The organism is Vibrio japonicus (assembly GCF_024582835.1).
In the GTDB taxonomy this organism is placed as follows: Bacteria; Pseudomonadota; Gammaproteobacteria; order Enterobacterales; family Vibrionaceae; genus Vibrio; species Vibrio japonicus.
Genome location: NZ_CP102097.1, coordinates 640,236 through 661,466, shown reverse-complemented (window position 1 = coordinate 661,466; position 21,231 = coordinate 640,236). Strand labels below are relative to the sequence as shown.

At 42.9% G+C, this 21,231-nt stretch carries 22 protein-coding genes; 10 read left to right on the top strand and 12 right to left on the bottom strand.

The genetic code is table 11. From position 1 onward, the window contains the following. The first annotated feature begins 7 nt into the window (after nt 1–7). The 4 genes from NP165_RS16175 (at nt 8) to NP165_RS16160 (ending at nt 3,915) form a co-directional block, all read left to right on the top strand. Nucleotides 8–763: a WecB/TagA/CpsF family glycosyltransferase gene (locus tag NP165_RS16175; RefSeq protein WP_257086781.1), complete on the top strand. Its 756-nt coding sequence runs from the start codon at nt 8–10 to the stop codon at nt 761–763. Between the two features lie 792 nt (nt 764–1,555). After that, nucleotides 1,556–2,014, top strand: a complete 459-nt coding sequence (locus NP165_RS16170) for a hypothetical protein (protein ID WP_257086780.1) — start codon at nt 1,556–1,558, stop codon at nt 2,012–2,014. A gap of 50 nt (nt 2,015–2,064) precedes the next feature. Then, the gene (locus NP165_RS16165) at nt 2,065–3,474 is read left to right on the top strand and encodes an O-antigen ligase family protein (protein ID WP_257086779.1); all 1,410 of its coding nucleotides are present in this window, start codon (nt 2,065–2,067) and stop codon (nt 3,472–3,474) included. After that, complete coding sequence (locus NP165_RS16160; RefSeq protein WP_257086778.1) at nt 3,475–3,915, top strand: low molecular weight protein-tyrosine-phosphatase; 441 nt, start codon at nt 3,475–3,477, stop codon at nt 3,913–3,915. It abuts the gene before it with no gap. An 8-nt stretch (nt 3,916–3,923) separates the two neighbouring features. Here the strand turns inward: NP165_RS16160 and NP165_RS16155 are convergent, their stop codons facing one another. From NP165_RS16155 to NP165_RS16135, 5 genes are all read right to left on the bottom strand, one after another. Further along, entirely contained in the window at nt 3,924–5,027 is a 1,104-nt protein-coding gene (locus NP165_RS16155; protein ID WP_257086777.1) for a GGDEF domain-containing protein, read from the bottom strand. Continuing rightward, nucleotides 5,008–5,457, bottom strand: a complete 450-nt coding sequence (locus NP165_RS16150; RefSeq protein WP_257086776.1) for a putative pterin-binding protein — start codon at nt 5,455–5,457, stop codon at nt 5,008–5,010. Before NP165_RS16150 ends, NP165_RS16155 begins: the two co-directional genes overlap by 20 nt. A 207-nt stretch (nt 5,458–5,664) precedes the next feature. After that, nucleotides 5,665–7,035: a YjiH family protein gene (locus tag NP165_RS16145; protein ID WP_257086775.1), complete on the bottom strand. Its 1,371-nt coding sequence runs from the start codon at nt 7,033–7,035 to the stop codon at nt 5,665–5,667. A 221-nt stretch (nt 7,036–7,256) separates the two neighbouring features. Further along, nucleotides 7,257–7,940 carry a YoaK family protein gene (locus NP165_RS16140; protein ID WP_257086774.1) on the bottom strand — a complete coding sequence of 228 codons (684 nt, stop codon included), beginning with the start codon at nt 7,938–7,940 and terminating at the stop codon, nt 7,257–7,259. Nucleotides 7,941–8,029: 89 nt separating this feature from the next. Continuing rightward, a complete protein-coding gene (locus tag NP165_RS16135) occupies nt 8,030–8,437 on the bottom strand; it encodes a GFA family protein (RefSeq protein WP_257086773.1) in 408 nt (135 codons plus the stop codon). A 135-nt stretch (nt 8,438–8,572) separates the two neighbouring features. Between NP165_RS16135 and NP165_RS16130 the strand changes: the two genes are divergently transcribed. From NP165_RS16130 to ompW, 4 genes are all read left to right on the top strand, one after another. Continuing rightward, nucleotides 8,573–9,190, top strand: coding sequence for a hypothetical protein (locus tag NP165_RS16130; protein ID WP_257086772.1), 618 nt, complete (start codon nt 8,573–8,575; stop codon nt 9,188–9,190). Nucleotides 9,191–9,268: 78 nt separating this feature from the next. Beyond that, entirely contained in the window at nt 9,269–9,568 is a 300-nt protein-coding gene (locus NP165_RS16125) for an isoamylase early set domain-containing protein (protein ID WP_257086771.1), read from the top strand. A gap of 153 nt (nt 9,569–9,721) precedes the next feature. Continuing rightward, a complete protein-coding gene (gene shyA / locus NP165_RS16120) occupies nt 9,722–11,011 on the top strand; it encodes a peptidoglycan DD-endopeptidase ShyA (protein ID WP_257086770.1) in 1,290 nt (429 codons plus the stop codon). Nucleotides 11,012–11,262: 251 nt separating this feature from the next. Further along, complete coding sequence (gene ompW, locus NP165_RS16115; protein ID WP_257086769.1) at nt 11,263–11,907, top strand: outer membrane protein OmpW; 645 nt, start codon at nt 11,263–11,265, stop codon at nt 11,905–11,907. Between the two features lie 90 nt (nt 11,908–11,997). Here the strand turns inward: ompW and ppsA are convergent, their stop codons facing one another. Next, on the bottom strand, nt 11,998–14,370 hold the full coding sequence (gene ppsA / locus NP165_RS16110) for a phosphoenolpyruvate synthase (protein WP_257086768.1): 2,373 nt from the start codon (nt 14,368–14,370) through the stop codon (nt 11,998–12,000). A 177-nt stretch (nt 14,371–14,547) separates the two neighbouring features. On the opposite strand from ppsA, the gene ppsR reads away from it, so the two are divergent. Then, nucleotides 14,548–15,381 (top strand): posphoenolpyruvate synthetase regulatory kinase/phosphorylase PpsR, encoded by an 834-nt coding sequence (gene ppsR / locus NP165_RS16105; protein WP_257086767.1) that lies wholly within the window; start codon nt 14,548–14,550, stop codon nt 15,379–15,381. 63 nt (nt 15,382–15,444) lie between these two features. Here ppsR and NP165_RS16100 read toward each other — a convergent pair whose 3' ends face one another. From NP165_RS16100 to NP165_RS16085, 4 genes are all read right to left on the bottom strand, one after another. After that, on the bottom strand, nt 15,445–15,861 hold the full coding sequence (locus tag NP165_RS16100) for an ExbD/TolR family protein (RefSeq protein ID WP_257086766.1): 417 nt from the start codon (nt 15,859–15,861) through the stop codon (nt 15,445–15,447). After that, nucleotides 15,858–16,544: a MotA/TolQ/ExbB proton channel family protein gene (locus tag NP165_RS16095; RefSeq protein WP_257086765.1), complete on the bottom strand. Its 687-nt coding sequence runs from the start codon at nt 16,542–16,544 to the stop codon at nt 15,858–15,860. The genes NP165_RS16100 and NP165_RS16095 overlap by 4 nt, the downstream gene beginning before the upstream one ends. Continuing rightward, nucleotides 16,544–17,284, bottom strand: a complete 741-nt coding sequence (locus NP165_RS16090; protein ID WP_257086764.1) for an energy transducer TonB — start codon at nt 17,282–17,284, stop codon at nt 16,544–16,546. The genes NP165_RS16095 and NP165_RS16090 overlap by 1 nt, the downstream gene beginning before the upstream one ends. A gap of 290 nt (nt 17,285–17,574) precedes the next feature. Beyond that, nucleotides 17,575–18,138 (bottom strand): DUF924 family protein, encoded by a 564-nt coding sequence (locus NP165_RS16085; protein WP_257086763.1) that lies wholly within the window; start codon nt 18,136–18,138, stop codon nt 17,575–17,577. A 340-nt stretch (nt 18,139–18,478) separates the two neighbouring features. Here NP165_RS16085 and NP165_RS16080 point away from each other — a divergent pair, with 340 nt between their 5' ends. Continuing rightward, the gene (locus tag NP165_RS16080) at nt 18,479–19,408 is read left to right on the top strand and encodes a carbamate kinase (RefSeq protein WP_257086762.1); all 930 of its coding nucleotides are present in this window, start codon (nt 18,479–18,481) and stop codon (nt 19,406–19,408) included. A gap of 82 nt (nt 19,409–19,490) precedes the next feature. Here NP165_RS16080 and NP165_RS16075 read toward each other — a convergent pair whose 3' ends face one another. Together NP165_RS16075 and nadE are read right to left on the bottom strand one after the other, a co-directional pair. Beyond that, the gene (locus tag NP165_RS16075; RefSeq protein ID WP_257086761.1) at nt 19,491–20,039 is read right to left on the bottom strand and encodes an MSHA operon transcriptional regulator; all 549 of its coding nucleotides are present in this window, start codon (nt 20,037–20,039) and stop codon (nt 19,491–19,493) included. A 288-nt stretch (nt 20,040–20,327) separates the two neighbouring features. Next, nucleotides 20,328–21,155 carry an NAD(+) synthase gene (gene nadE, locus NP165_RS16070; RefSeq protein ID WP_257086760.1) on the bottom strand — a complete coding sequence of 276 codons (828 nt, stop codon included), beginning with the start codon at nt 21,153–21,155 and terminating at the stop codon, nt 20,328–20,330. Nucleotides 21,156–21,231: the final 76 nt, after the last annotated feature.

Sequence of the window (21,231 nt, the reverse complement as noted above, 5' to 3'; positions counted from 1 at the left end):
GATAAAAATGAAACGTATTAAGTTTCTTGGCTTCCCTATGGATAAAGCCACAATGGAAGAAACTGTCGCAGATATCAGAAACAAAATCTTAAATGGACAATTTACTCAGCATGTTGTTGTAAACGTTGCCAAGCTAGTAAATATGCGTAAAGACGCTGAGTTGGCGAGAAGCGTAACCGAATGCGATATTATCAATATTGATGGTATGGGAGTCGTTTGGGGTGCCAACGCCCTAGGTCATAAGGTGCCAGAGCGTGTTGCGGGCGTCGATTTGTTCCACCAGTTAAACGCGATGGCAGAGCAAGAAGCTTTTACGGTGTTTTACTTGGGTGCAAAACAAGAAGTTGTTGAAGAAACAGCGAAACGAATGCAAGCGAAACATCCAAACTTGAAGATTGCTGGTATTCATCATGGTTATTTCTGGGATGACGAAGAATCAGTGGTTGAACAGATTCGTCAATCAGGCGCGCAGCTACTATTTGTTGCCATCACATCTCCGAAAAAGGAAAACTTTATAAACAGATGGCGTGAGCGTTTAGGTGTGAGTTTTGTTATGGGTGTCGGTGGTACGTTTGACGTGGTGGCTGGCAAGGTGAATCGTGCACCGGAATGGATGCAGAGAGCTGGGCTAGAATGGTTGTACCGGGTTATTCAAGAACCAAGGCGCATGTGGAAACGCTATTTAGTGACCAACTCTCAGTTTGCTTGGCTACTAATCAAAGAAAGGTTCCAAACGCGCCACAATTGCCAAAATGAATCGTAGCAAAAAAAATAACTTTGACGTTAGGGCGCTATTGCTAGGGTTGATTTCTCTTTCTCTTATTATATTCGCCTGTCTCCAATTAATATCAACGTTATATGCTAGTGCTTTAGAGCGCTCTCTTTCTCGCTATCACGAAAATATAGAACTAGTTGATAGGTTTAGCGTAAATAATGACAAGTTATTACTTAACAAGTTGTTGTCTAGTGGGGTTGTAGGTGGCTATGAATATGATTTGTCGGGTAGGGTAGCAAGTTGGAATGCGTATTTGTTTCCTAGCACTGGAAATATAGAATCAGCTAATCATTATTTTTTAAAAAGTGTACAGTATCGACCAACTTGGTATGCGACTTATATTGATCTTTCAAGATTTGGTGGAGCGCCGTTTCAAAGTGGAACTGAAACTGATTTAAGAGAATTTGCCTTTAGGTTTGGCCCACATATGCCTTTGACGATATTTTCGTATTTCGACTTAGAGTTTAGTCGGTGGAGTACTTTAGATAGTCGGCAGCGTATTGAATTAAGCACTCGCTTTATAACATTGTCTGCTAGATGGAAATATCGACATGAGCTTTCGTACGCACTGACATATTCGGTTAATGCACATCGAATGTGTCATCTACTTAAGTTTAATGGCATAACACATCCCAAGTGTATTTCTATACCTCTTGATTCGACTAACTCTCCATAGAGAGTTATTTAAAATCTTAGGCTTTGACCATGTATAAACTATTGACTAAGTATTTAAAGATTTCGGCTTTTACTTAGTCAGTTATCACTCACAAGGAAGAAATAATGACTCTAATATCTCGATTAACAATAACACTTGCTTTGATAATGCCTATTGGTGCAATCGCATCACTTGAAGGGATAAAACCTGAGCTAGGTAAGAATCTAACCAAAGAGGATATTATCGTAGCTTACAAATCCAACCCCGATATTGTCCTCGATATTTTAACTATTTTGTTACGGACAGAGAATATCGACGAACAACTTACAGTTCAGAGCGCGTTTGAAATTGCTCCAGAACGCGCATTAGAAATCGCAGAAATAGCCCGTGTAGAAGGAGTATCAAACGAACTTATTACCACCGCTGCACTATTAGCTGGGGTAGACCCGACACAGTTCTCTGAAGCGACAGCTGCAGGTATAGCCCCTGCAACAGCTCCAGAAAGTATTAACGCTATCGCGCCACCTGTTGCACCAGCTGTAGGGAACAACGGCGGCGGCCATGCGGTTGTTTCACCAAATTAATCAGCGATACATAGCCCAGTATTTTTGCTGGGCTTTACGCTTACTTATGCATGAAAAATATTGAAAAAGCCACCTTTCTCTCTCTACTTGCTTTACTGGTTTGGTTGCCGATACCACTCGGTAGTAACCGCCCTTGGGCATGGTCGATAGCTGAAATATGGATTGCACTACAAACGCTGAGCTTACTATTTGTATATAGGAACTCACTCCCGTGGGGATATCTCAGTAAGTTCAAATTCTTGTTATTGCCAGTCGGCATTTTTCAATGCTGGGTATTGTTCCAAACAATGGTATTGCCAGAAGGGTTGATTGGTATCATCTCTAGCAAGTCTGCAGAGCTGTACGCTCTAGTAGGTGCGCCGAATTCTTCAGTCTCATTAGATCGAGGTATGACGTTTCGTTCTTTGCTCCGCGGAGTGAGTTATTGGCTTTTTCTATTCAACTTAATACTACTCGTTAATAGCGGAGATCGTTTAAAACTCGCAGCTAGCGCTCTGGTGTTTAGCGGATGCTTTCAGGCATTTTACGGCGCAACCCTTGTGTTAATAGGAACAACTGAAAGTCCGATTTGGGGCTCCCCAGAACAAGCAATTGCGACTGGGTCTTTCATTTATAAGAATCACTTTGCTAATTACCTAATGCTCTGTTTATGTATGGGGTTAGGTCTTATTGTTTCAGAATTGCATACGTCGGAGTCACGCTCGTGGTTCATACGAATTAAAAGACTGCTCAACGGGGTGCTAAGCAGTAAGATGCTAATTCGGCTCGCTTTAGTGGTTATGGTTATCGCTTTGGTGATGACACGTTCCCGAATGGGGAATATCGCGTTTTTTGCTGCAACTGCGATTGGCGGATTATTGGCGCTTGCCATATACCGTTCAAAACCACGAGCGCTAACATTGTTGATAGTGAGCGTCTTAGCAGTGGATACGTTAGTCGTTGGGACTCTATTTGGGCTAGATAAAGTTAAGCAGCGAATTGTGGAAAGCTCGGTCGAGGTAGAGTCACGAGATCAGGTAGTGGTATGGAGCTTAGATATTATTAAAGACTATCCTCTGACAGGTACAGGAATGGGAAGCTTCTATACTGTTTTCCCTGGGTATAGTAAAGCTGATGTTGGCTTTTATGACCATGCCCATAATGATTATATTCAGTTTGCGGTTGAAGCGGGGGTTCCAGCAACACTCATGCTCGGTGCAATGGTGATATATGCTTTGTATCTGTCTATGAAAACTCAGTACATTCGGCGTAGTCGCACCATGAAAGGGCTTGCTTTTGGTTCTTTGATAGCAATTTTAGGTATGCTGATTCACATCTCAGTAGACTTCAATTTGCAACCTATGGCCAATGCATTAACATTTTTATTCGTTCTTTTTGTGTGTTTTTCTACTTCTATTTTACCAGCAATGAACAAAAAGCCGTTGGATTTCAGTCCGTTAAATACCAAGTCAGGAAGTTAAGTGTTCAAGTCTATTCTTATTGTTTGTACCGCTAACATTTGTCGCTCTCCAATGGCAGAAGCGCTGTTTAAAAAGCACTTACCAGGTAAAGTGATCGCTTCTGCTGGTATAAAAGTTACTGAATTGCGCTTCGATGATTTCCCGGCAGACGAAAGAGCGATATCAGTGACCGAAAACCATGGTTTAAACATAAGCGAACATAAAGCTAGGCAAGTGAGTCCGGATATGCTGAAAGACTTTGACCTGATACTGGTAATGAACCACTCCCAATTAGAGGAGGTATCAAAGGTAGCAGCAGGCATTCGTTCAAAGACCTTGTTGGTTGGTCAATGGATTAATCAAGGTGATATCGCGGATCCTTACCGTCAGGATGTCGTTAGCTTTGAACGTTGTTTGAAAACATTGGAGCAAGCCGCGCTGAGCTGGACCAGAAAATGCTAACAAAACATTTAGCACGCGTTTTTTGACAAGAGTTTACCTTCCCTCAAAAATTTCATTTCATACATGTTTCCATCCGCGATAGAGATTAATTGAGTTAGTTCTTTTGCATCGGAAGGGAAATGTGCTACCCCGATGCTAGTAGAAAGTTGCACCATTTGCTTCTCACCAATGTCGACATGTTCGATAAAGCATGAATTTATCTGAGCTAAGTCATCTTCGCAGTTCTGGCTACGAGCTGCGATTGCAAACTCATCTCCACCCATTCGGTAACAGGGCAGACCAAGATTGGAAATGCGTTGCGCGATTTGAGCCAACGCTCGATCTCCAGCTTGATGGCCATAATTATCATTTATCTGTTTGAATCCATCCAAATCCAGCATAAATAGCGAGAATTTTTGATTGCGTTCGATTCGTGTATTTAAGTCATGGAACATAGCTAAACGATTTTTGACTTTGGTCAGAGAGTCTGTTCGTGACAGTTTACGATGATAGCGAGCTTCTTTATGAAAAATAAAGCTCGTTAAACCAAAGCAAAAGAAAAGAATCAAAAGCATCGCAATTTGCAATTTATTGAGTACCTTTGTTTTTTCTAACTGCCCCTTAAACAACGGGCTTTCCATCCGAAAATTATTATTCACGTACTGGATCATCGCTAGGTAAATTGAGGTTAGTGACGCAGAGACTTCCTGCGCATAATATTCGTTGTCGATAAGATCCAATTTTGGTTCGAGTGATTTAAAGTCATCAAATATTGAATGAAAAAATGAACGGGTGCCGGGCAAGGAAGTGAATGTATCTGCTTCTCTGTTGTTTAGTAGTAAGTCAAATCGACTCCAAGTGAGCTCATACTTGAGTTTGACTCTTTGTTTATAATCGTCGTTTTTCTCTGAATATTGAGAAACGGCATTGAGCTCTGAGAATTCTTTTGTTAGCTGAAACAGAAACCATCTGGCCTGGCTTTGTTGTTCTGAGTAGGATTTGACCAAATCTTTGGTTGAGCTTAGGAGGTGCAGGTTTGCAAAAATCAGCATGACGGATAGCACAAGAAGCAGCGCTTTTGCACTATACAAGAATGAATGGAAGTTGATTGCTTTACGTTTTAGTCGAATCATGTTTGCTATGAATAGTGATTTTATTAATTTGCCACACCATTTGTGCATGGAAGTCGATGTTATCGAGCTCAGGATACTTCTTTAAGTTGAATATCAACCAATAAGGTCCTTTATCCCTAACTTTGATTTTTTCACGATTGATCTCATACGCAATGATCGGTTCGTAGCTGTATATGTCTTCGATTTTTGTTGTAGCTGTATAGTCATTGAGTGCCAAGAACGAGACAGAAGTAACATCTTCAATTTTGTAAAACTTTAGTAAGTCTGTAACTTTTATACCTGTAAACGTTTGTTCTTCTTCAAACCAAGGCAGCTTTGTTTTTAATGTCGTTTGTGCAAATTTCTCAACCATTTCAGTGTAAGAAAGGGCACTTGGTTCTTGCTCGCCCGTCTGAACGATTAACGGTGAGCTTGCAGCTTGAAAACTCATTAGGAGTAAAATAACTCCAACTAATCTCACCATAGTTCCTCCGGGTGAGTTGGCTTATTGTTGATTATATACATAATGCTCTTTAAAAGGGGCGTTTTTTATCGTGAAACAGGCGTTTAGATGGGTCTGATGGAAGTTCCTGCTAGGACGCAAGACATTAAAAAAGCCCTCAAAATTGAGGGCTTTACCAGTTATTTAAGTTGATTATCAGAAAATCAAGTGAGCTACACCTGCAATAACGGGTAGTGTAATCAATGTACGTAATATGAAGATTACAAACAGCTCAAAAATGTTAACTGGAATACGGCTGCCTAATAATAAAGCACCAACTTCAGACATATAGATAAGTTGAGTTACCGACATTGCTGCGATCACGAAGCGAGTCATTTCACTGTCGATAGACGCTGCCAGAATGGCTGGAATAAACATATCAGCAAAACCAACCACAATCGTTTCAGACGCTGCTGCCGCTTCAGGGATCTGCAGTAGCTCTAGGAATGGAATGAACGGTTGACCTAGGATGCTGAATACTGGCGTGTATTCTGCGACCACTAGAGCGATCGTTCCCAAGCCCATCACAACTGGAAGAACGCCAAACACCATATCGATAGCGTTTTGAACACCTTCACTGAAGACATCTTTAAAAGATTTCACTTTGCTTGCTTTTGCAAGTGCTAACTCCATACCCCAAGATACGCTTGTGTAACCTTCTGGAATTGCATCGGCGTCTTTTTCAGGTTTGGTACCATCAATGAATGTGTCTTTCTTTGTGCTAAGCGGTGGTAGTCGTGGAATGATGATTGCTGCGACAATACCAGCTAAACAAACTGCACCGTAAAATGGAAGGAATAGATGCTCCAGTTCCACTTGAGCAATAACGACTAAGCTGAAGGTAATCGAAACCGCTGAGAAGGTCGTACCTACAACGGCAGCTTCACGCTGAGTATAGAATTTTTCTTCATATTGTTTGCTGGTTAATAGAATACCTACAGAGCCATCACCTAACCATGAAGCGATACAATCAATCGCGCTACGGCCAGGTAGGTTAAACACAGGGCGCATGACCTTACAAAGGAGCGTACCGACAAGTTCAAGTAGGCCAAAGTTCATCAACAGCGGTAGCAGCAACCCAGCAAAGATGAAGACGGAGAATAGAGTAGGAAGAAGCCCCTCTAGCACTAGGCCACCTGTATTTTCTTCCCATACTGCTTCAGGGCCGACTTGGAAGTAAGCCATCACTACAGCAATACCACCGATTGCACGGACTGCTAACCAGATAGGAGACGGGCTGAATAAGCCGTTCAAAAATGAGTTGTTAGCAATAAAAGACGGCTTAGCGATGCTGAACAGCACGGATGCCGCTGCCATAAAAGCGATAATTGCAGTGACAACGCTAACTAAGTGGTCGCCAATAACGTTTTGAAGGAGTTTAGCCAGTACCGCAACAGGGATTGTGATATCACCTTGATAGCTGATAGGAGCCATGAATAGGAACAGTCCCACCAGTGATGGGATTAAAAACATCCAAAAGTTGCCCTTAGCTTTTGGCTGTGTGATCGTTTGAGCTTGATTTGACATTAGATTTCTCATGTTACTACTAGTCAATAGCATGCCTATCCAAGTTGGCATATATATTCACTAAACATCCATATATCGTCATACGGATGGAGAGTAATGCCTTTGGAATCTCTTTGCAATACTATTCATTAATCATCGTTAAATATTCAACAATAAATTCGATACAAAGAGATTCTACTAGATAATTGTAGTAATTATGTTAACTTCTTTGGTTTTTTGTTTTATTTGTGATCTTGGTTGACATGTTTGTCATTAGATGCATAAAGGTAGAACCAATAAAAAATTGCCAATATCAGGGCAAAGAAAATGGGCATTAATAGAGCAGATAGAGAATACAGTACGAAAAGTTTTCCTCCAATCAATCCCCCAGCTAGAAAGCCGAAGAGAATAAAAATAAAGAGTTTTGCTTTGCGAAAATCAAAATGTTGACCGCGTAGACGAGCACCTATCATTATCCCCAGATCGGTGATAATACCAGTCATATGAGTGGTGCGAACGACTGCGCCACTGAACGTTGTAATCATCGCATTCTGTAGCCCACATGCGGCAGACGCAAAGTACTGACCCGAGAGTTCGCCATCCATAAGCAATAGGTAAGCGATGTACAGAAGCCCACTTTCTATACAGAGCGCGACTCCATATCGTCGGCCAAGTTTTAGTGCTGTTCCTTCGATGAATGTCCCACTTAAAACCGCACCTAACATGAAACTCACCACAACCATAAGAAGGTGGATAGTTTGATGATCAAACGCACTGAGGTGCGTTCCCAGCAGAGTGAAGGTTCCTGATACATGTGAGACGGCTTGGTGTTGAAAGCCAAGTAATCCAATCGCATTCACAACGCCCGCCAATAAAGCGAGTAGAAAAGCGCCGTATTCTACCCATTTCGGTAATTTAGATATCACATTCAGCCCCTCAGTATGAAGAGAAGGATTATACCGTTAGAGCTATGACTAAACACTTCAAATCTATGAAACAACTTGATCTTAAACAATCAAAAGTGACGTTCCACTTGGCAGTCGAACTTAACCCAAGAATGCATTCTTAACTCATAGACAGAGAAGCTGGGTGTGGGTAGGTCCTGATGGTTAAATATTCCTACGGGGACAACTACGATGTTTGGGGCGGCAGACAGGCTAAGTAGCATCGTGGTGCTACAGCGAGGACAGAAGTAATAGGTCACTTGGTTTCCTGTATCTGAAATACGGGTGTATTCATTCATTTCACCACTGTACGAGACTTGTTCTTTATTAAACCTTGCTTGCACACCAAACACGCTTCCCGTTCTTTTTTGGCACTCAAAGCAATGGCAGATGGCTGTACGCTCAGGTTCACCATTACATATAAGTTTGACCTGGCCGCAGCTACATTCGGCAGTACGTACTTGCGTTTTGGACTTCACTGCAACTCCCATTCGTATAGAAGACAAAAGATATAAAGCCTATGTCACTATTTTTAGGACAGTAAAGCCGAATTGGTCAAATGTTACGGGTTAGTAATGTAACATTACTCACTTAGATTTTTATTGAGAGAAAAAATGAAGAAACGTCTACTTCCAGTTCCTTTAATCCTGCTTATTCCTATTTTGCTTCTCATCATTGTGGTTGTTGCAGGTCTATATCGATTCAGTATGAGTGATCAAGAGATACTCGATAAGTTTCCAAGGACACAGCAAAATCAAGATGAAGTTTTGAAATCCGTGTTTGGGATTTCAACGCCTAACCCATGGACAATTGAAGTGCCAAACAGTCACGCCTATAGTTTTATTGAAACGAATGATGCAGCTTCTGAAGTGGTGACAGGCCGTTATGATGCTGGTTCCGAGCGAGGGAATATAACGATATTTACAAAGTGGATGCTGCCCGTGAATAGCACGGATTATGTGTCTGTGATGAGTGTGTCTAATCAAGGAAGTGGCGTTTTCTACTATCTTACGCGCTTCCACTATGATGAGGCCTTAAAGCGGATGATCACGAGAGAGAGCCATTTACTTGGCGATCGGATTAAAGTAGAGGCGATTTCTTTAACGGATAATGTGCTGGACGTAAGCTTTTATGCTCACAGCGAGGGACAAGCAATGGCAGATGTTCCTACATCAAAATCAACGTTAAAGTTTGAATTGGCTAACTCAGGAGTACTACGCCTGCTTGAATAAAAATTCGGTTGTAAAAGCGACGAACCTTGCTTATTGTTTGAGCTGCTTAGAAAAGAATTGCTGTTTAGGGAAGAGATTATGATTAGTAAACGATATTTTAAAACCAAGGATGAAGTAGAGGTTACTTTTGAGCTGCCAGCATCAGAAGTCGAGCAATCCGCTGCAATTGTTGCCGATTTTCTCGATTGGCAACCAGCAGAAATGAAGAAGGTGGCTAAAACGAAATCTTATAAGTTTAAAACTCGATTACCTAAAGATGCGCACTTCGAGTTTCGCTATTTGGTTGATGACAATAAGTGGGTGAATGACCCTCAATCTGACACGTTCAAGCCGAATGTTTTTGGTGAAGACAATAGCTTAGTCAGCACTTATCAATAATTCGGTCAGTTTTTTGTTTTAGAGAGGTGCAAATTCGCACCTCTCTTTGATCTAACTTTTACATTCGCTAGGTGACAAATCTTCCATAAATTCGTAATCTTAGCACTTTCTTTTAGTACTAAGGGTAAAGCTGTGTGCGCTAAAACAACAGTAATGAGTCGCCTAAATGAGCTTTCAAATTTAAAAAAGTTGTCACTTTTGAGCCTACCAGTGCTGGTCGCTGTGGCGCTTTCTTCGACAAACCCCAATCACCCTTTCACTCGTACTATTGATTTGTCTATTCCAGAGTCGGAGGTGACTTCCGAACTCAAACACGCTGAATTTTCGCATGTAGATATGCCGGACTATGAATATACAATTCAGTCGGGCGACACTCTAAGTGTGATTTTTGAACAACTTGGATTTGGCTATAGCGAATTAATGAGCGTGATGGCAACCGATCTTAACTATCTGGCATTAGATACATTGAAACCAGGTAACAAGCTGCGTTTTTGGAAAAACGACGAAAATGGCAATCTACAGAAGATGGAACTTGTTTTTAGCTTGGTAGAAAGCGCTGTTTACTCAAGGTTAGACGATGGAAGTTACGAGTTTGAAGATATAAAGATTCCGGGGGAGTGGAGTTCTCGTGCATTGGTTGGGTCCATTCATGGGAGCTTTTCTGAGTCAGTCTACTCGCTCGGTCTAGGGGCTAAGCAGGTAAGCCAGATCGTTACTCTGTTGAAAGAGAAAGTAAATTTCTCTCGAGATTTAAGAGCGGGTGACAAGTTTGAAGTGGTGCAATCACGTCAGACTGTCAATGGTGTATTCACCGGGAATGAAGAACTGCAAGCGATTCGAATTGTGAATCGAGGCCGAGAATTGACTGCCTACCTTCATACCGACGGTCAATATTACGATTATAGTGGTGAAAGCCTAGAGCGAGCGTTCCAACGTAAACCTATCCTTGGTAATTATCGCTTGAGCTCCAATTTTAACCCGACGCGTAAACACCCAGTAACTGGCCGTGTTGCGCCTCATAACGGCACGGATTGGGCGACTCCAACAGGCACGCCAATCGTATCTACTGGTGACGGTGTCGTGATACTGACTCGTAACCACCCTTATGCGGGTAAGTATGTCGTTGTTGAGCATGGTAACCGTTACAAAACGCGTTATTTGCACCTCAGTAAGATCCTGGTTCGTAAAGGTCAGAAAGTATCACGTGGTCAGCGCGTAGGTCTGTCAGGTTCAACAGGGCGAGTGACCGGTCCACATATTCACTATGAACTCATCGACCGTGGCCGACCAGTTAATGCAATGCGAGCCAATATTCCGATGGCAAACTCGGTTCCGCAGAATGAAATGGCGGGCTTTAAAGCTCGTAGGGACGAATTTGCGAAAATGATAAAGGAACAAGAAGCCTTAATTGCACGTCAAAGCAAAGACACACCAGCTGGCTAAAAAGATACTTAAATAATAAAGCTCCTTCGGGAGCTTTTTTTCATGTGATATACGCAAAAGCTGCATTACATGAATGTCACTAATGTTGCATAAGAGAGTGATCTAATCGATATAAATGTAATTGAATAGCTACTAAGTTACATAAATTGATTTCCATCAAAAGTGTATGGTTATTGTGTGCTACTTTTCCCGCAAAATAAAAATGACTCGAAAGGTCATGAATTACAAAGCCCTACGTTAAGGAAATTACAATGAAAAAAACATTATGCAGTGTCGCGGTCTTTGCTCTTCTCGCTTCAGGGAGTGCGCTTGCTCATAAAGAAGGTGACTTTATTGTTCGTGGCGGTTTAGCTGCGGTAGTACCTAATGACAGCAGTGATAAAATTTTAGGTAGTAGTGATGAATTAGAAGTGAAATCCGACGTCCAGCTGGGTTTGACTTTCGGCTACATGTTCACGGATAACATCAGTTTTGAAGTGTTGGCAGCAACGCCGTTTAAACATGATATTGAGACAGATCTACTTGATCTAGGGACTATTGCAGATACTAAGCACCTCCCACCAACCTTTATGTTGCAATACTATTTTGGCCAGGCAGAAAGCAAGTTTCGTCCATACGTAGGTGCAGGTATTAACTATACATTCTTCTTTGATGAAGAGTTTAAAGGCAAAGGTAAAGCTGCGGGTCTTGATGGCCTTGATTTGGATGATTCTTGGGGGCTAGCCGCTAATGCGGGTCTCGACTACATGCTCACAGACGATTGGTTTGTTAACGCGTCAGTTTGGTATATCGATATCGAAACGGAGGCGAATTACACTTTCAATGGTGAAAAGCATACAACGGACGTTGAAATCGACCCTTGGGTATTTATGATTGGCGGCGGTTACAAGTTCTAATATTGGTGTGAAGGCGAACTTTCGCAACTCAAGTTTATTAGATAAAGAAAAGGCGGCTCACTGAGCCGCCTTTGTTATTTCGTCTAATTATTAGTTAGTAGATACGTTGCCTAGTTTTAGCCACGTATCAATAACGGTATCTGGGTTTAGCGATACAGAGCTAATACCTTGCTCCATTAACCACTCTGCTAAGTCGTCATGGTCTGAAGGTCCTTGACCACAAATACCTACGTATTTACCCGCTTTCGTTGCCGCATCAATCGCCATCTTAAGCATCACTTTCACTGCTGGGTTACGCTCATCAAACAAGTGAGCAACATCACCTGAATCGCGGTCTAAGCCCAGTGTTAGCTGAGTCATATCGTTAGAGCCGATAGAGAAACCATCGAAGTACTTCAAGAATTCGTCAGCCAATACCGCGTTAGATGGCAGCTCACACATCATGATGACTTTCAGACCTTGGTCGCCGCGGCGTAGGTCAAATTTAGCCAGCAAATCAATGACCGATGCCGCTTCACTTGGAGTGCGAACGAACGGGATCATGATTTCAACGTTCTTCAAGCCCATTTCGTTACGTACGCGTTTGATTGCTTGAGTTTCTAGCTCGAAACAGTCTTCAAACACTGGAGAAATGTAGCGAGAAGCACCACGGAAACCTAGCATTGGGTTTTCTTCGTGCGGCTCGTAGCCTTGGCCACCGACTAGGTTGCTGTACTCGTTTGATTTGAAGTCAGACAAACGAACGATGACACGTTTTGGCCAGAATGCCGCTGCGATGGTCGCCACGCCTTCTGTCAGTTTGCTTACGTAGAAATCCACTGGGTCTTTGTAGCCGCGAATACGTTGAGTGATTTCTGCTTTTAGCTCGTCAGTTTGCGCATCGAAGTTGAGTAGTGCTTTCGGGTGAATGCCGATCATCTTGTTGATGATGAATTCTAGTCGCGCTAGGCCCACACCTTCGTTTGGAATCTGAGCAAAATCAAACGCGCGGTCTGGGTTACCCACGTTCATCATCACTTTCGTAGACAGCAGTGGTAGCTCGTCAACCGAAGAACGTTTGATTTCAAAGTCCAGTTCGCCTTGGTAAACGTAACCCGTTTCACCTTCAGCACAAGAGACAGTTACGGTCGCGCCGTCAGTCAGGCTTGATGTCGCGTTACCACAACCGACGATAGCAGGGATACCGAGCTCACGTGCAATGATTGCTGCGTGACAAGTACGGCCACCACGGTTAGTGACAATGGCAGAAGCCTTTTTCATTACTGGTTCCCAGTCTGGGTCAGTCATGTCTGTAACCAGAACATCACCTTCTTGAACCAGAGACATTTGATCCAGTGAATCTACTAGGCGAACTTTACCGCTGCCGATACGTTGTCCGATTGCACGACCTTCTACCAATACTTCTGCTTTGTTGTTCAGTTCGTAGCGCTCAATAACGTTTTGATCGCTCTGAGAACACACGGTTTCAGGACGAGCTTGAACGATGTATAGTTTGCCATCGATACCATCTTTTGCCCACTCAATGTCCATTGGACGCTGGTAGTGCTTCTCGATGATCATCGCTTGTTTCGCTAGCTCTTTGATTTCTTCTTCGTTTAGAGAGAATTCGCTGCGCTCTGCGTCTGAAGTATCAACGATATCAACCTGCTTACCAATCTCTTGGTTGGTTGAGTAGATCATCTTAGTCAGTTTAGAACCAAACGTTTTCTTAACGATAGCGTTTTGGCCCGCTTCAAGCAGTGGTTTGTGTACGTAGAACTCGTCTGGGTTCACAGCGCCCTGTACGACCATTTCACCTAGACCCCAAGCCGAAGTGATGAACACCACTTGGTCAAAGCCTGATTCTGTATCCAGAGTGAACATAACACCAGAAGACGCTTTATCCGAACGTACCATGCGTTGGATACCTGCCGATAGTGAAATGCCTCTGTGGTCGAAACCTTGGTGTACGCGGTAAGAGATAGCGCGATCATTAAATAGCGAAGCATAAACGTGCTTAGTGGCTTCTAATACTGCGTCAATGCCTTTCACGTTCAGGAACGTTTCTTGTTGACCAGCAAATGAAGCATCTGGCAAATCTTCCGCGGTAGCAGAAGAGCGAACCGCAACAGACAGTTCAGTGTTGCCTTCAATCAGTTCTTGGTAGTTAGTACGGATATCTTGTTCAAGATCTGCTGGGAATGGTGCTTCTAAAACCCATTGACGGATGGTTGCACCAGTCTTGCGCAGGGCTTCCACATCTTCAACGTCTAGTTCATCAAGCAGTTGGTGAATGCGCTCGTCTAGACCTTCGAAATCAAGGAACTGATTAAACGCGTAAGAGGTTGTCGCAAAGCCATTTGGCACTGAAACACCAGCGTTTGACAGGTTAGACACCATTTCACCAAGTGAAGCATTTTTACCGCCGACTTTGTCGACATCTTCCATGGATAGGCCATTGAACCAGAGGGTATTGTTTTGCATGTCTATCTCCGAAACATTGCAGCTTTGTAGGGATTCTAAAAGGCAAACGTTTACGCTTTAGCTCAAAAAAATAGTCACTATTTTTTAAAGCTGTGGGGGACGTAACGTCAGCCTATCTTTGTTATCTATATTATGGTGTTCATCCTACTCAAAAGAATTTGAAAGTTTAAATAAAATATGCAAATTGATAGTCAAAGTCGTGATGTATTCTATGTTTCTGACGGAACGGCCATAACATGTGAGACTTTAGGGCATGTTGTCCTAGGTCAATTTTCATTCAAAACTAATGAGAAGACTTTCCCATTTGTGGAAAGTGAAGACAAACTGGAAGAGCTATTAAAACAAATTGAGGCATCAAATCGTGTGAACGGCGTCAAGCCTTTGGTTTTTTTCTCCATCGTTATTCCAGAACTTAAGCGGATGCTCCTAAAAGCACCAGCGCATTGCTACGATGTGCTGGAAAGTATTGTGCAGAAAGTACAAGATGACACCCAGATGGATCCTTCGCCTAAATTACAGCGTTCGCGAAGTGTTGGGAAAGACTCAGATACCTACTTTGACCGTATTGCAGCCGTTGAGTACACGCTAGCGCATGATGATGGTATTACATTGAAGGGGCTAGAACAGGCCGACATCATTCTGTTGGGGGTATCCCGAAGCGGTAAAACGCCAACCAGCCTTTATATGGCGATGCAGTTTGGTCTGCGAGTGGTAAATTACCCGTTTATCGAAGAAGACATCAAACGACTCAGGCTGCTTCCTGAGTTTGAAATTCATCGTCATAAACTGTTTGGCTTAACCATTGATCCTGAACGATTGACGGAAATTCGTGAGAATCGCCTTGCGGGTAGCGAATACGCCAGTACAGAGCAGTGCTTGACGGAATTGGCGAGCGTAGAATCGTTGTTCCGACGTGAAGCCATTCCATACATCAATACGTCGTCGCTTTCGGTAGAGGAAATATCAACACGTATTTTGGAGAAGGCGGGGTTGCGACGTCGTTTGCTTTAATCGGTTGAATAAAAATAGGGAGCTCATTGAGCTCCCTATTTCAGTCTTTGGAAATGTATCGTCTTACTTTGTTGGTTCTTCCGTAAGAAGTTGAGTGGCCTGAATTCCGTTTTCTTGCAGGAAAGCGAGCAACTGAACCAGATGCTGTACTTCAGCAGTTTTTTCCGCGCCAATCACGATGGGCTTCTCATTTGACTTATGTTGCTCCAGCAGAGCGATCGAGAAGTTTTCCCAGTTGATGTATTCTTTGCTGTCGATTGCCCAGTGAGGCTCTGACGCAAGAATGTTGACGGTGATGGACTTATTTTCAACCTCAGAAACGGCTTGAGAGTCTGTCGTCGGCAAGTCGACTTCTAATGAGTCTAATTTGACTGCTGCCGTCAGCATCAAAAACACCATAACAATGAAAATGATGTCTAGCAGAGGTGTCAAGTCAGGCGTCAGACCAAGTTGGTTATCCGACGTTTTTGCCTTAATCATACATTGGCCTCTGTCGCAGCTTTGGTTTTGGCTTTTCCATTTAAGGCGACATGCTGAACACTAATGCCTTCTAGCCATAAGTTCACGTAATTTAGCGTGTGCTCAAGTTTCGCCATCACTTTGTCTGCCCATAAGCCAAGTAATTGAGCGCCAGCAATTGCTGGGAGTGCAATCAGTAGACCTGCGGCAGTTGTTCTCATCGCTAAGCCAAGGCCGTCAGCTAAATCGTTAGGCGTAATATTGCCTGTAGAGGCCGCAACGCCTTTAAACATCTCAATCAAACCGAGTACGGTACCAAGCAGACCAATTAAAGGGCTAAGGACACCAATTAAGGTAAGCAGCCTTAAACCAGAATTCAGCTGGTGGCGTTTCTCTTGTAGCCACATGCCTGCGGCATCTTCTCTTAGCGTTTTTGAAAAAGAGTGATGCGCCAGCAACATGGCGACACCTTTGTAAAGCAATGGTCGTCTTGGTGCCAACTTTTCCGCAAGGCGTTCGATTTCTGCTTCATCTGTTGGTGAAATTTGTTCCAGTTCCGCGCGAATCGCTCGTTTGCCCACACCCAAACTGATGACGACTTGAAAAAGTCTCTCTACGACGATCATGACGGTCAAAGCAGAACAAATCATGAGTGGCCATGCCATTAAGCCAAGGTTTTCTTGTAATTGCTGTAAATGTTCCATTATCTATCCAACTTAAAACGTATAGGAATTTGAACTCGATGGGCCATGCGTACGCCATCGACGGTATGCGGAGAAAATTTCCATTTTTTGATTGCATCCAATGCAGCTTTATCCAGTATTTTGGTACCAGAAGAGTTCATAAGAACTTGCTTAACTTGTTTGCCATTTTTGTCGAGCCACACTTCGTAAACGGCCACGCCTTCAATACCTCTTTTCCTTGCTAGGCGAGGGTAATTTGGAGGTGTTGGGTTGGTCAAAAATGAAGGCTTTTGCACAAGAACGGGTTGAGCAGACGCGCCCTTATTCGAAACCGCAGGTTTAGGGTCTGTAGCTTGCTTTTCAGGTTCTGGCTTATGCGTCTCCGCAGGTTTTTCTTGTGTCACCTGCTTTGCCTTTGGTTGCTCAACGGCTTTTTGAGGTTTAACTTTGGGTTGTTCTTGCTTTTTGACCGGCTTTTTTTTCTCAACAGGTTTGGCTTTCTTCTTAACGGGTTTCGGCTCTTCCTGTTTGACGACTTTTTCTTTAACCGGTGGCGGAGTCACTGGCTTTTCTGCTGGTTGCTCGGTAGGAGGTGTTTCTACCGCTTTAGGGGTAGGTTGCGTAGTAAAGTTGATTGAAACAGATGTGGATTGATTACCCGTAGGCATAGCAAACACTTTTGGCTCATGGGCGACAAAAAGAAACGCCGCATGTACCGCTAAAGATACGCCGCCTGCTACGCAATATCGCTTCAGATTCACTCTGTCCTCACCACTAGGTCTTTAAAATTGGAGTGGGATTATCGATCAAAATGCAAATAATATCAATTCTCAATTGTGTTTTCATATGCTTTTGATTGCATTGGTTGTAATGGATTTACTTTTAGGCTTAAATTATATTTATCAATAGCTTATGTTTGTGGGTGGCTACTGAACGATTTGTACACTAATGGGTTAGCGAGGTTTTCACGCACTCTATAGGATACAAACTGATCCTGATGATCCTCCAAAATCGCTTTTTTCACAATATATCCCTTATATTTTTTGGAGGCTTAAAAGCGAGATCCGGGCTGTTGTAAAAATTCGATTTCTTCTAGCGTACTTTCTCGGCCCAACACTTCATTTCTATGGGGATAGCGACCAAAACGATCGATAATGACTTTATGTTTCAATTCAAAGTCATAATTATTCTCTAAGCCTGGCTTATTAAAAAGCTCGACCGCTTTTTCGTGAATAATGTTTGATTCACTGTGCATGAAAGGCATATAGAGAAATGCTTTTTCCGTAGTTGTTAGCTGCTCATCCATTTCAAGAAGAATCGCTTCCTGAGCCAGGGCTAACGCGAGTGGATCTTGAGTAAACGCTTGTGGCGTGCCGCGATAAATGTTTCTAGAGAACTGGTCTAGGACAATGATCTCCGCCAGCCTCCCATGCGGTGTGGTTCTCCACGAGAAAAGCTCTGACTTTTCGGCGCTTTTGAGCAATGGACTAAAGCGCTCTGATATTGCTTTATCGAGAGTATTATCGCCAGCAAACCAATCATTAGGCGTCAGCTCGTCAAACCAATAGAACAAAACATCTTGTGGGGTTATCTCATGATTCACAATACCGTCCATACTGGATATTCCTTGGATATTTATTCCTCGTCGCATTAAAACATATACCATTTTGTGATAGAGGTTAAGAAGGTGCACAAAGTTTTATGTGTTGACGAGAGCGACTACAAGCTAACTATTCAACTCAACGTACGAATTAATTCAATTATAAATAATTCAGACATGGGTATACGGATTTATATTCAATAGAGAAAACAACTGGAAATTATCCCACTTTATTCATGCCTGTTTTAAGAGATTGAAGTCACGAATTTAAAGGCAAGATTTATTTAATCTTGGGGTCGACAAATACTAAATCATTCATTGAATTATTTTTATCCCATATTTGGAGGATAGTTTTATGCGCATCGTATTAGCATTGGGCGGCAACGCATTATTGGCTCGTGGTCAGGCTTTAACTGCTGAAAACCAGAGAGAAAACATCCAAAAAGCAGCAGAGAGTATCGCGGCGATTGCTAAACATCATGAAGTTGTCATCGTTCATGGTAATGGGCCCCAAGTTGGATTGCTGATGGAGCAAAACGCGACATATCAAGAATATTCTCCTGACACGACACCTTATCCGATGGACGTATTAGGCTCCGAAACCTGCGGAATGGTGGGATACATGCTTCAGCAAGAACTTAGAAATAGCGATCCTAGTCTAAACATTGCGACTTTGGTTACGCAAACACAGGTGAGTAAAGACGACCCCGCCTTTTACAATCCAACTAAGTTTGTCGGTCCTGTATACAGTGAAGCAAAAGCGAAAGCACTAATGGAAAGCAGTGACAAAGTATTTAAAGCCGATGGTGAATATTATCGTCGTGTAGTTCCGTCTCCTATGCCAAAAGAGATCATTGAAGTTTCGCAAATTGAAACCTTGCTGACTGCTGACAATGTCGTGATTGCTTGTGGTGGTGGAGGTGTACCAGTTTGTATTGAACAGGGTCGCAGTGTTGGCGTCGAATGTGTGATTGACAAAGATTTAACTGCAGAGCTTTTAGCGGAAAAGATCAATGCGGATTTATTCGTAATTTTAACTGATGGTTCGATTTATCGAAATTACGGCAAAGCTGATCAAGCAGAGATGAAAGTTGCAACGCCAAAAGGGCTGTCTGAGTTTTCATTCCCAGCGGGTTCCATGGGACCGAAAATCGACGCAGTATGTAAGTTTGTAGAGTCAGGACGTGGCAACGCTGCCATCGGTTCTTTGTTTGATTTAGATAAAGTCATCTGCAATCAAGCAGGTACATTAATCAAACAAGGCGATGGGATTGAGTATTACTAATCGATAGAGAACCATTGAGATTGGTTAGTTAATGCTTGCGTTCCCGAAACGTTAGCTACTTGATCGAAAGCAACGGTTGCGCTTAAACCGTTGCTTTCTTAACAAAATAAGGGTTATCGAATTTTTTTGGGTTTCCGAGTTCTGCTTGAACCAGTTTGTTCCAAAGCACTCGGTCGAATTCTGCTTTTTCCAATGCCGGATATAGCGTATCTAATTCATCCATCGCTAAACGCAGAAACTGTTTCTTTTTAATCTGATTATATTTTCGCGCAACGTGGTTGTGCTTTCCAATCCACTCTTGTTTAAATGCATTCAACGCGGGTTCGGCTTGTTCTAGCGGAAGACGCGACAGATAAATACGCTTGTAAGCAACTTTGCGATCTACCATGGTGCGAAGCGCGGTCTGTATGTATTTTCCGTGGTTGGTGATTGAAATGTCGTCTTTATCAAACAGTTTCACGCACCAGCCTGTAGGAAGATAGTCCCGTTTTTTGTATTGCATGTTGCGAGTTTCAATCGCCTGATGCATCACCAGATCAGAAGTGCCATTGAACGTTTGTTGCCATTTGCCAATTCGGATCTGAATGGCGGTTGGTAAGCGATAAATATTAGTAAACTTATCTTGATCCATATAAAAACACTTAATTGCTATCGAAAAACGGCAGAATTAGGGGCTACACATTAATAATTGCGGCCTGTACCGAGAACATTGAATCTGGAATTAGATTTCAATCGCGTATTTTAGAGAAAATAAAGGGTATACGCCAGCAAAACTCGTCATAAAACCGTTAGTTTTGACAGCTTAGTCATACGTTGGTCATTGTGGTTGGGTGGACTTTGGTCGCTTTGGGCGACTTTTTCAGGCATGGATTTCAAAGCTCACACGGCAAAACCTATGTGAGCTTCGAACCTTGAAAAATTAATCGTAAATAGTTGGGATTGGTTGACGTTTGTGCTGCGTGATGGTGTAGATGTGTACCAAACGTTCAATGACCTCTTGGGTGACAGGTTTCCCTTCTAGGAAGTCGTCGATCTGGTCATAGGTTAAGTTGAGTGCATCTTCATCGGCTTTTTGCGGCGCCAACTCTTCAAGATCTGCTGTTGGCACTTTCTTAACCAATAACTCTGGTGCACCTAGTGCGTCAGCTACTTGTCGAACTTGACGTTTGTTCAAACCAAACAGAGGAGCAAGGTCGCAAGCACCATCACCAAACTTAGTGTAAAACCCCGTTATATTTTCTGCTGAGTGATCTGTGCCTAGTACAAGCCCACCAACATATCCTGCAATCTCGTATTGGGCAATCATACGCGCGCGAGCTTTCACATTGCCTTTAACAAAGTCTACTTTCCCAGCATCTTGCGGGATAAGACCTGTGCCTTCTAAAGCCGTGTGAGTCGCAGCATGCATGCCCTCAACACCATCTTTGATATTCACAGAAACTGAATGAGTAGGCTGGATAAAGCGAATGGCTAATTGCGCTTCGTCTTCGTCTCTTTGCTCTCCGTAAGGAAGGCGAACCGCGATAAACTGATACCCGCCACCGTGCTCTTCATTGAGCTGGTTGACTGCAAGCTGCGCAAGGCGGCCGCAGGTGGTCGAATCGACGCCTCCGCTGATACCAAGAACCAGTGATTTACACCCTGATTCTTGCAGTTTACGTTTGATGAAGTCGATACGGCGTGTGATTTCATATTGAGGCTCAATAGATGGCAGTACATGCATCTCGTCGCGAATCAACTGTTCCATTATGTTTCCTTCCTGCAAGCAATGTAGTTTAAAATTCAAGTCGCCTTAAGATATCCCCTTTTCTGACGAAAAATGA

Excerpts from the sequence above, each read along its gene's own strand:
- NP165_RS16170 (WP_257086780.1), top strand. The coding sequence starts at position 1,556 with ATGACTCTAATATCTCGATTAACAATAACACTTGCTTTGATAATGCCT.
- nadE (WP_257086760.1), bottom strand. The coding sequence starts at position 21,155 with ATGGAACAGTTGATTCGCGACGAGATGCATGTACTGCCATCTATTGAG.
- NP165_RS16130 (WP_257086772.1), top strand. The coding sequence starts at position 8,573 with ATGAAGAAACGTCTACTTCCAGTTCCTTTAATCCTGCTTATTCCTATT.
- NP165_RS16075 (WP_257086761.1), bottom strand. The coding sequence starts at position 20,039 with ATGGATCAAGATAAGTTTACTAATATTTATCGCTTACCAACCGCCATT.
- NP165_RS16095 (WP_257086765.1), bottom strand. The coding sequence starts at position 16,544 with ATGGAACATTTACAGCAATTACAAGAAAACCTTGGCTTAATGGCATGG.
- ppsA (WP_257086768.1), bottom strand. The coding sequence starts at position 14,370 with ATGCAAAACAATACCCTCTGGTTCAATGGCCTATCCATGGAAGATGTC.
- NP165_RS16165 (WP_257086779.1), top strand. The coding sequence starts at position 2,065 with ATGAAAAATATTGAAAAAGCCACCTTTCTCTCTCTACTTGCTTTACTG.
- ppsR (WP_257086767.1), top strand. The coding sequence starts at position 14,548 with ATGCAAATTGATAGTCAAAGTCGTGATGTATTCTATGTTTCTGACGGA.
- NP165_RS16150 (WP_257086776.1), bottom strand. The coding sequence starts at position 5,457 with ATGAGTTTTCAAGCTGCAAGCTCACCGTTAATCGTTCAGACGGGCGAG.
- NP165_RS16100 (WP_257086766.1), bottom strand. The coding sequence starts at position 15,861 with ATGATTAAGGCAAAAACGTCGGATAACCAACTTGGTCTGACGCCTGAC.
- NP165_RS16175 (WP_257086781.1), top strand. The coding sequence starts at position 8 with ATGAAACGTATTAAGTTTCTTGGCTTCCCTATGGATAAAGCCACAATG.
- NP165_RS16145 (WP_257086775.1), bottom strand. The coding sequence starts at position 7,035 with ATGTCAAATCAAGCTCAAACGATCACACAGCCAAAAGCTAAGGGCAAC.
- NP165_RS16125 (WP_257086771.1), top strand. The coding sequence starts at position 9,269 with ATGATTAGTAAACGATATTTTAAAACCAAGGATGAAGTAGAGGTTACT.
- ompW (WP_257086769.1), top strand. The coding sequence starts at position 11,263 with ATGAAAAAAACATTATGCAGTGTCGCGGTCTTTGCTCTTCTCGCTTCA.
- NP165_RS16155 (WP_257086777.1), bottom strand. The coding sequence starts at position 5,027 with ATGATTCGACTAAAACGTAAAGCAATCAACTTCCATTCATTCTTGTAT.
- shyA (WP_257086770.1), top strand. The coding sequence starts at position 9,722 with ATGAGTCGCCTAAATGAGCTTTCAAATTTAAAAAAGTTGTCACTTTTG.
- NP165_RS16080 (WP_257086762.1), top strand. The coding sequence starts at position 18,479 with ATGCGCATCGTATTAGCATTGGGCGGCAACGCATTATTGGCTCGTGGT.
- NP165_RS16085 (WP_257086763.1), bottom strand. The coding sequence starts at position 18,138 with ATGGACGGTATTGTGAATCATGAGATAACCCCACAAGATGTTTTGTTC.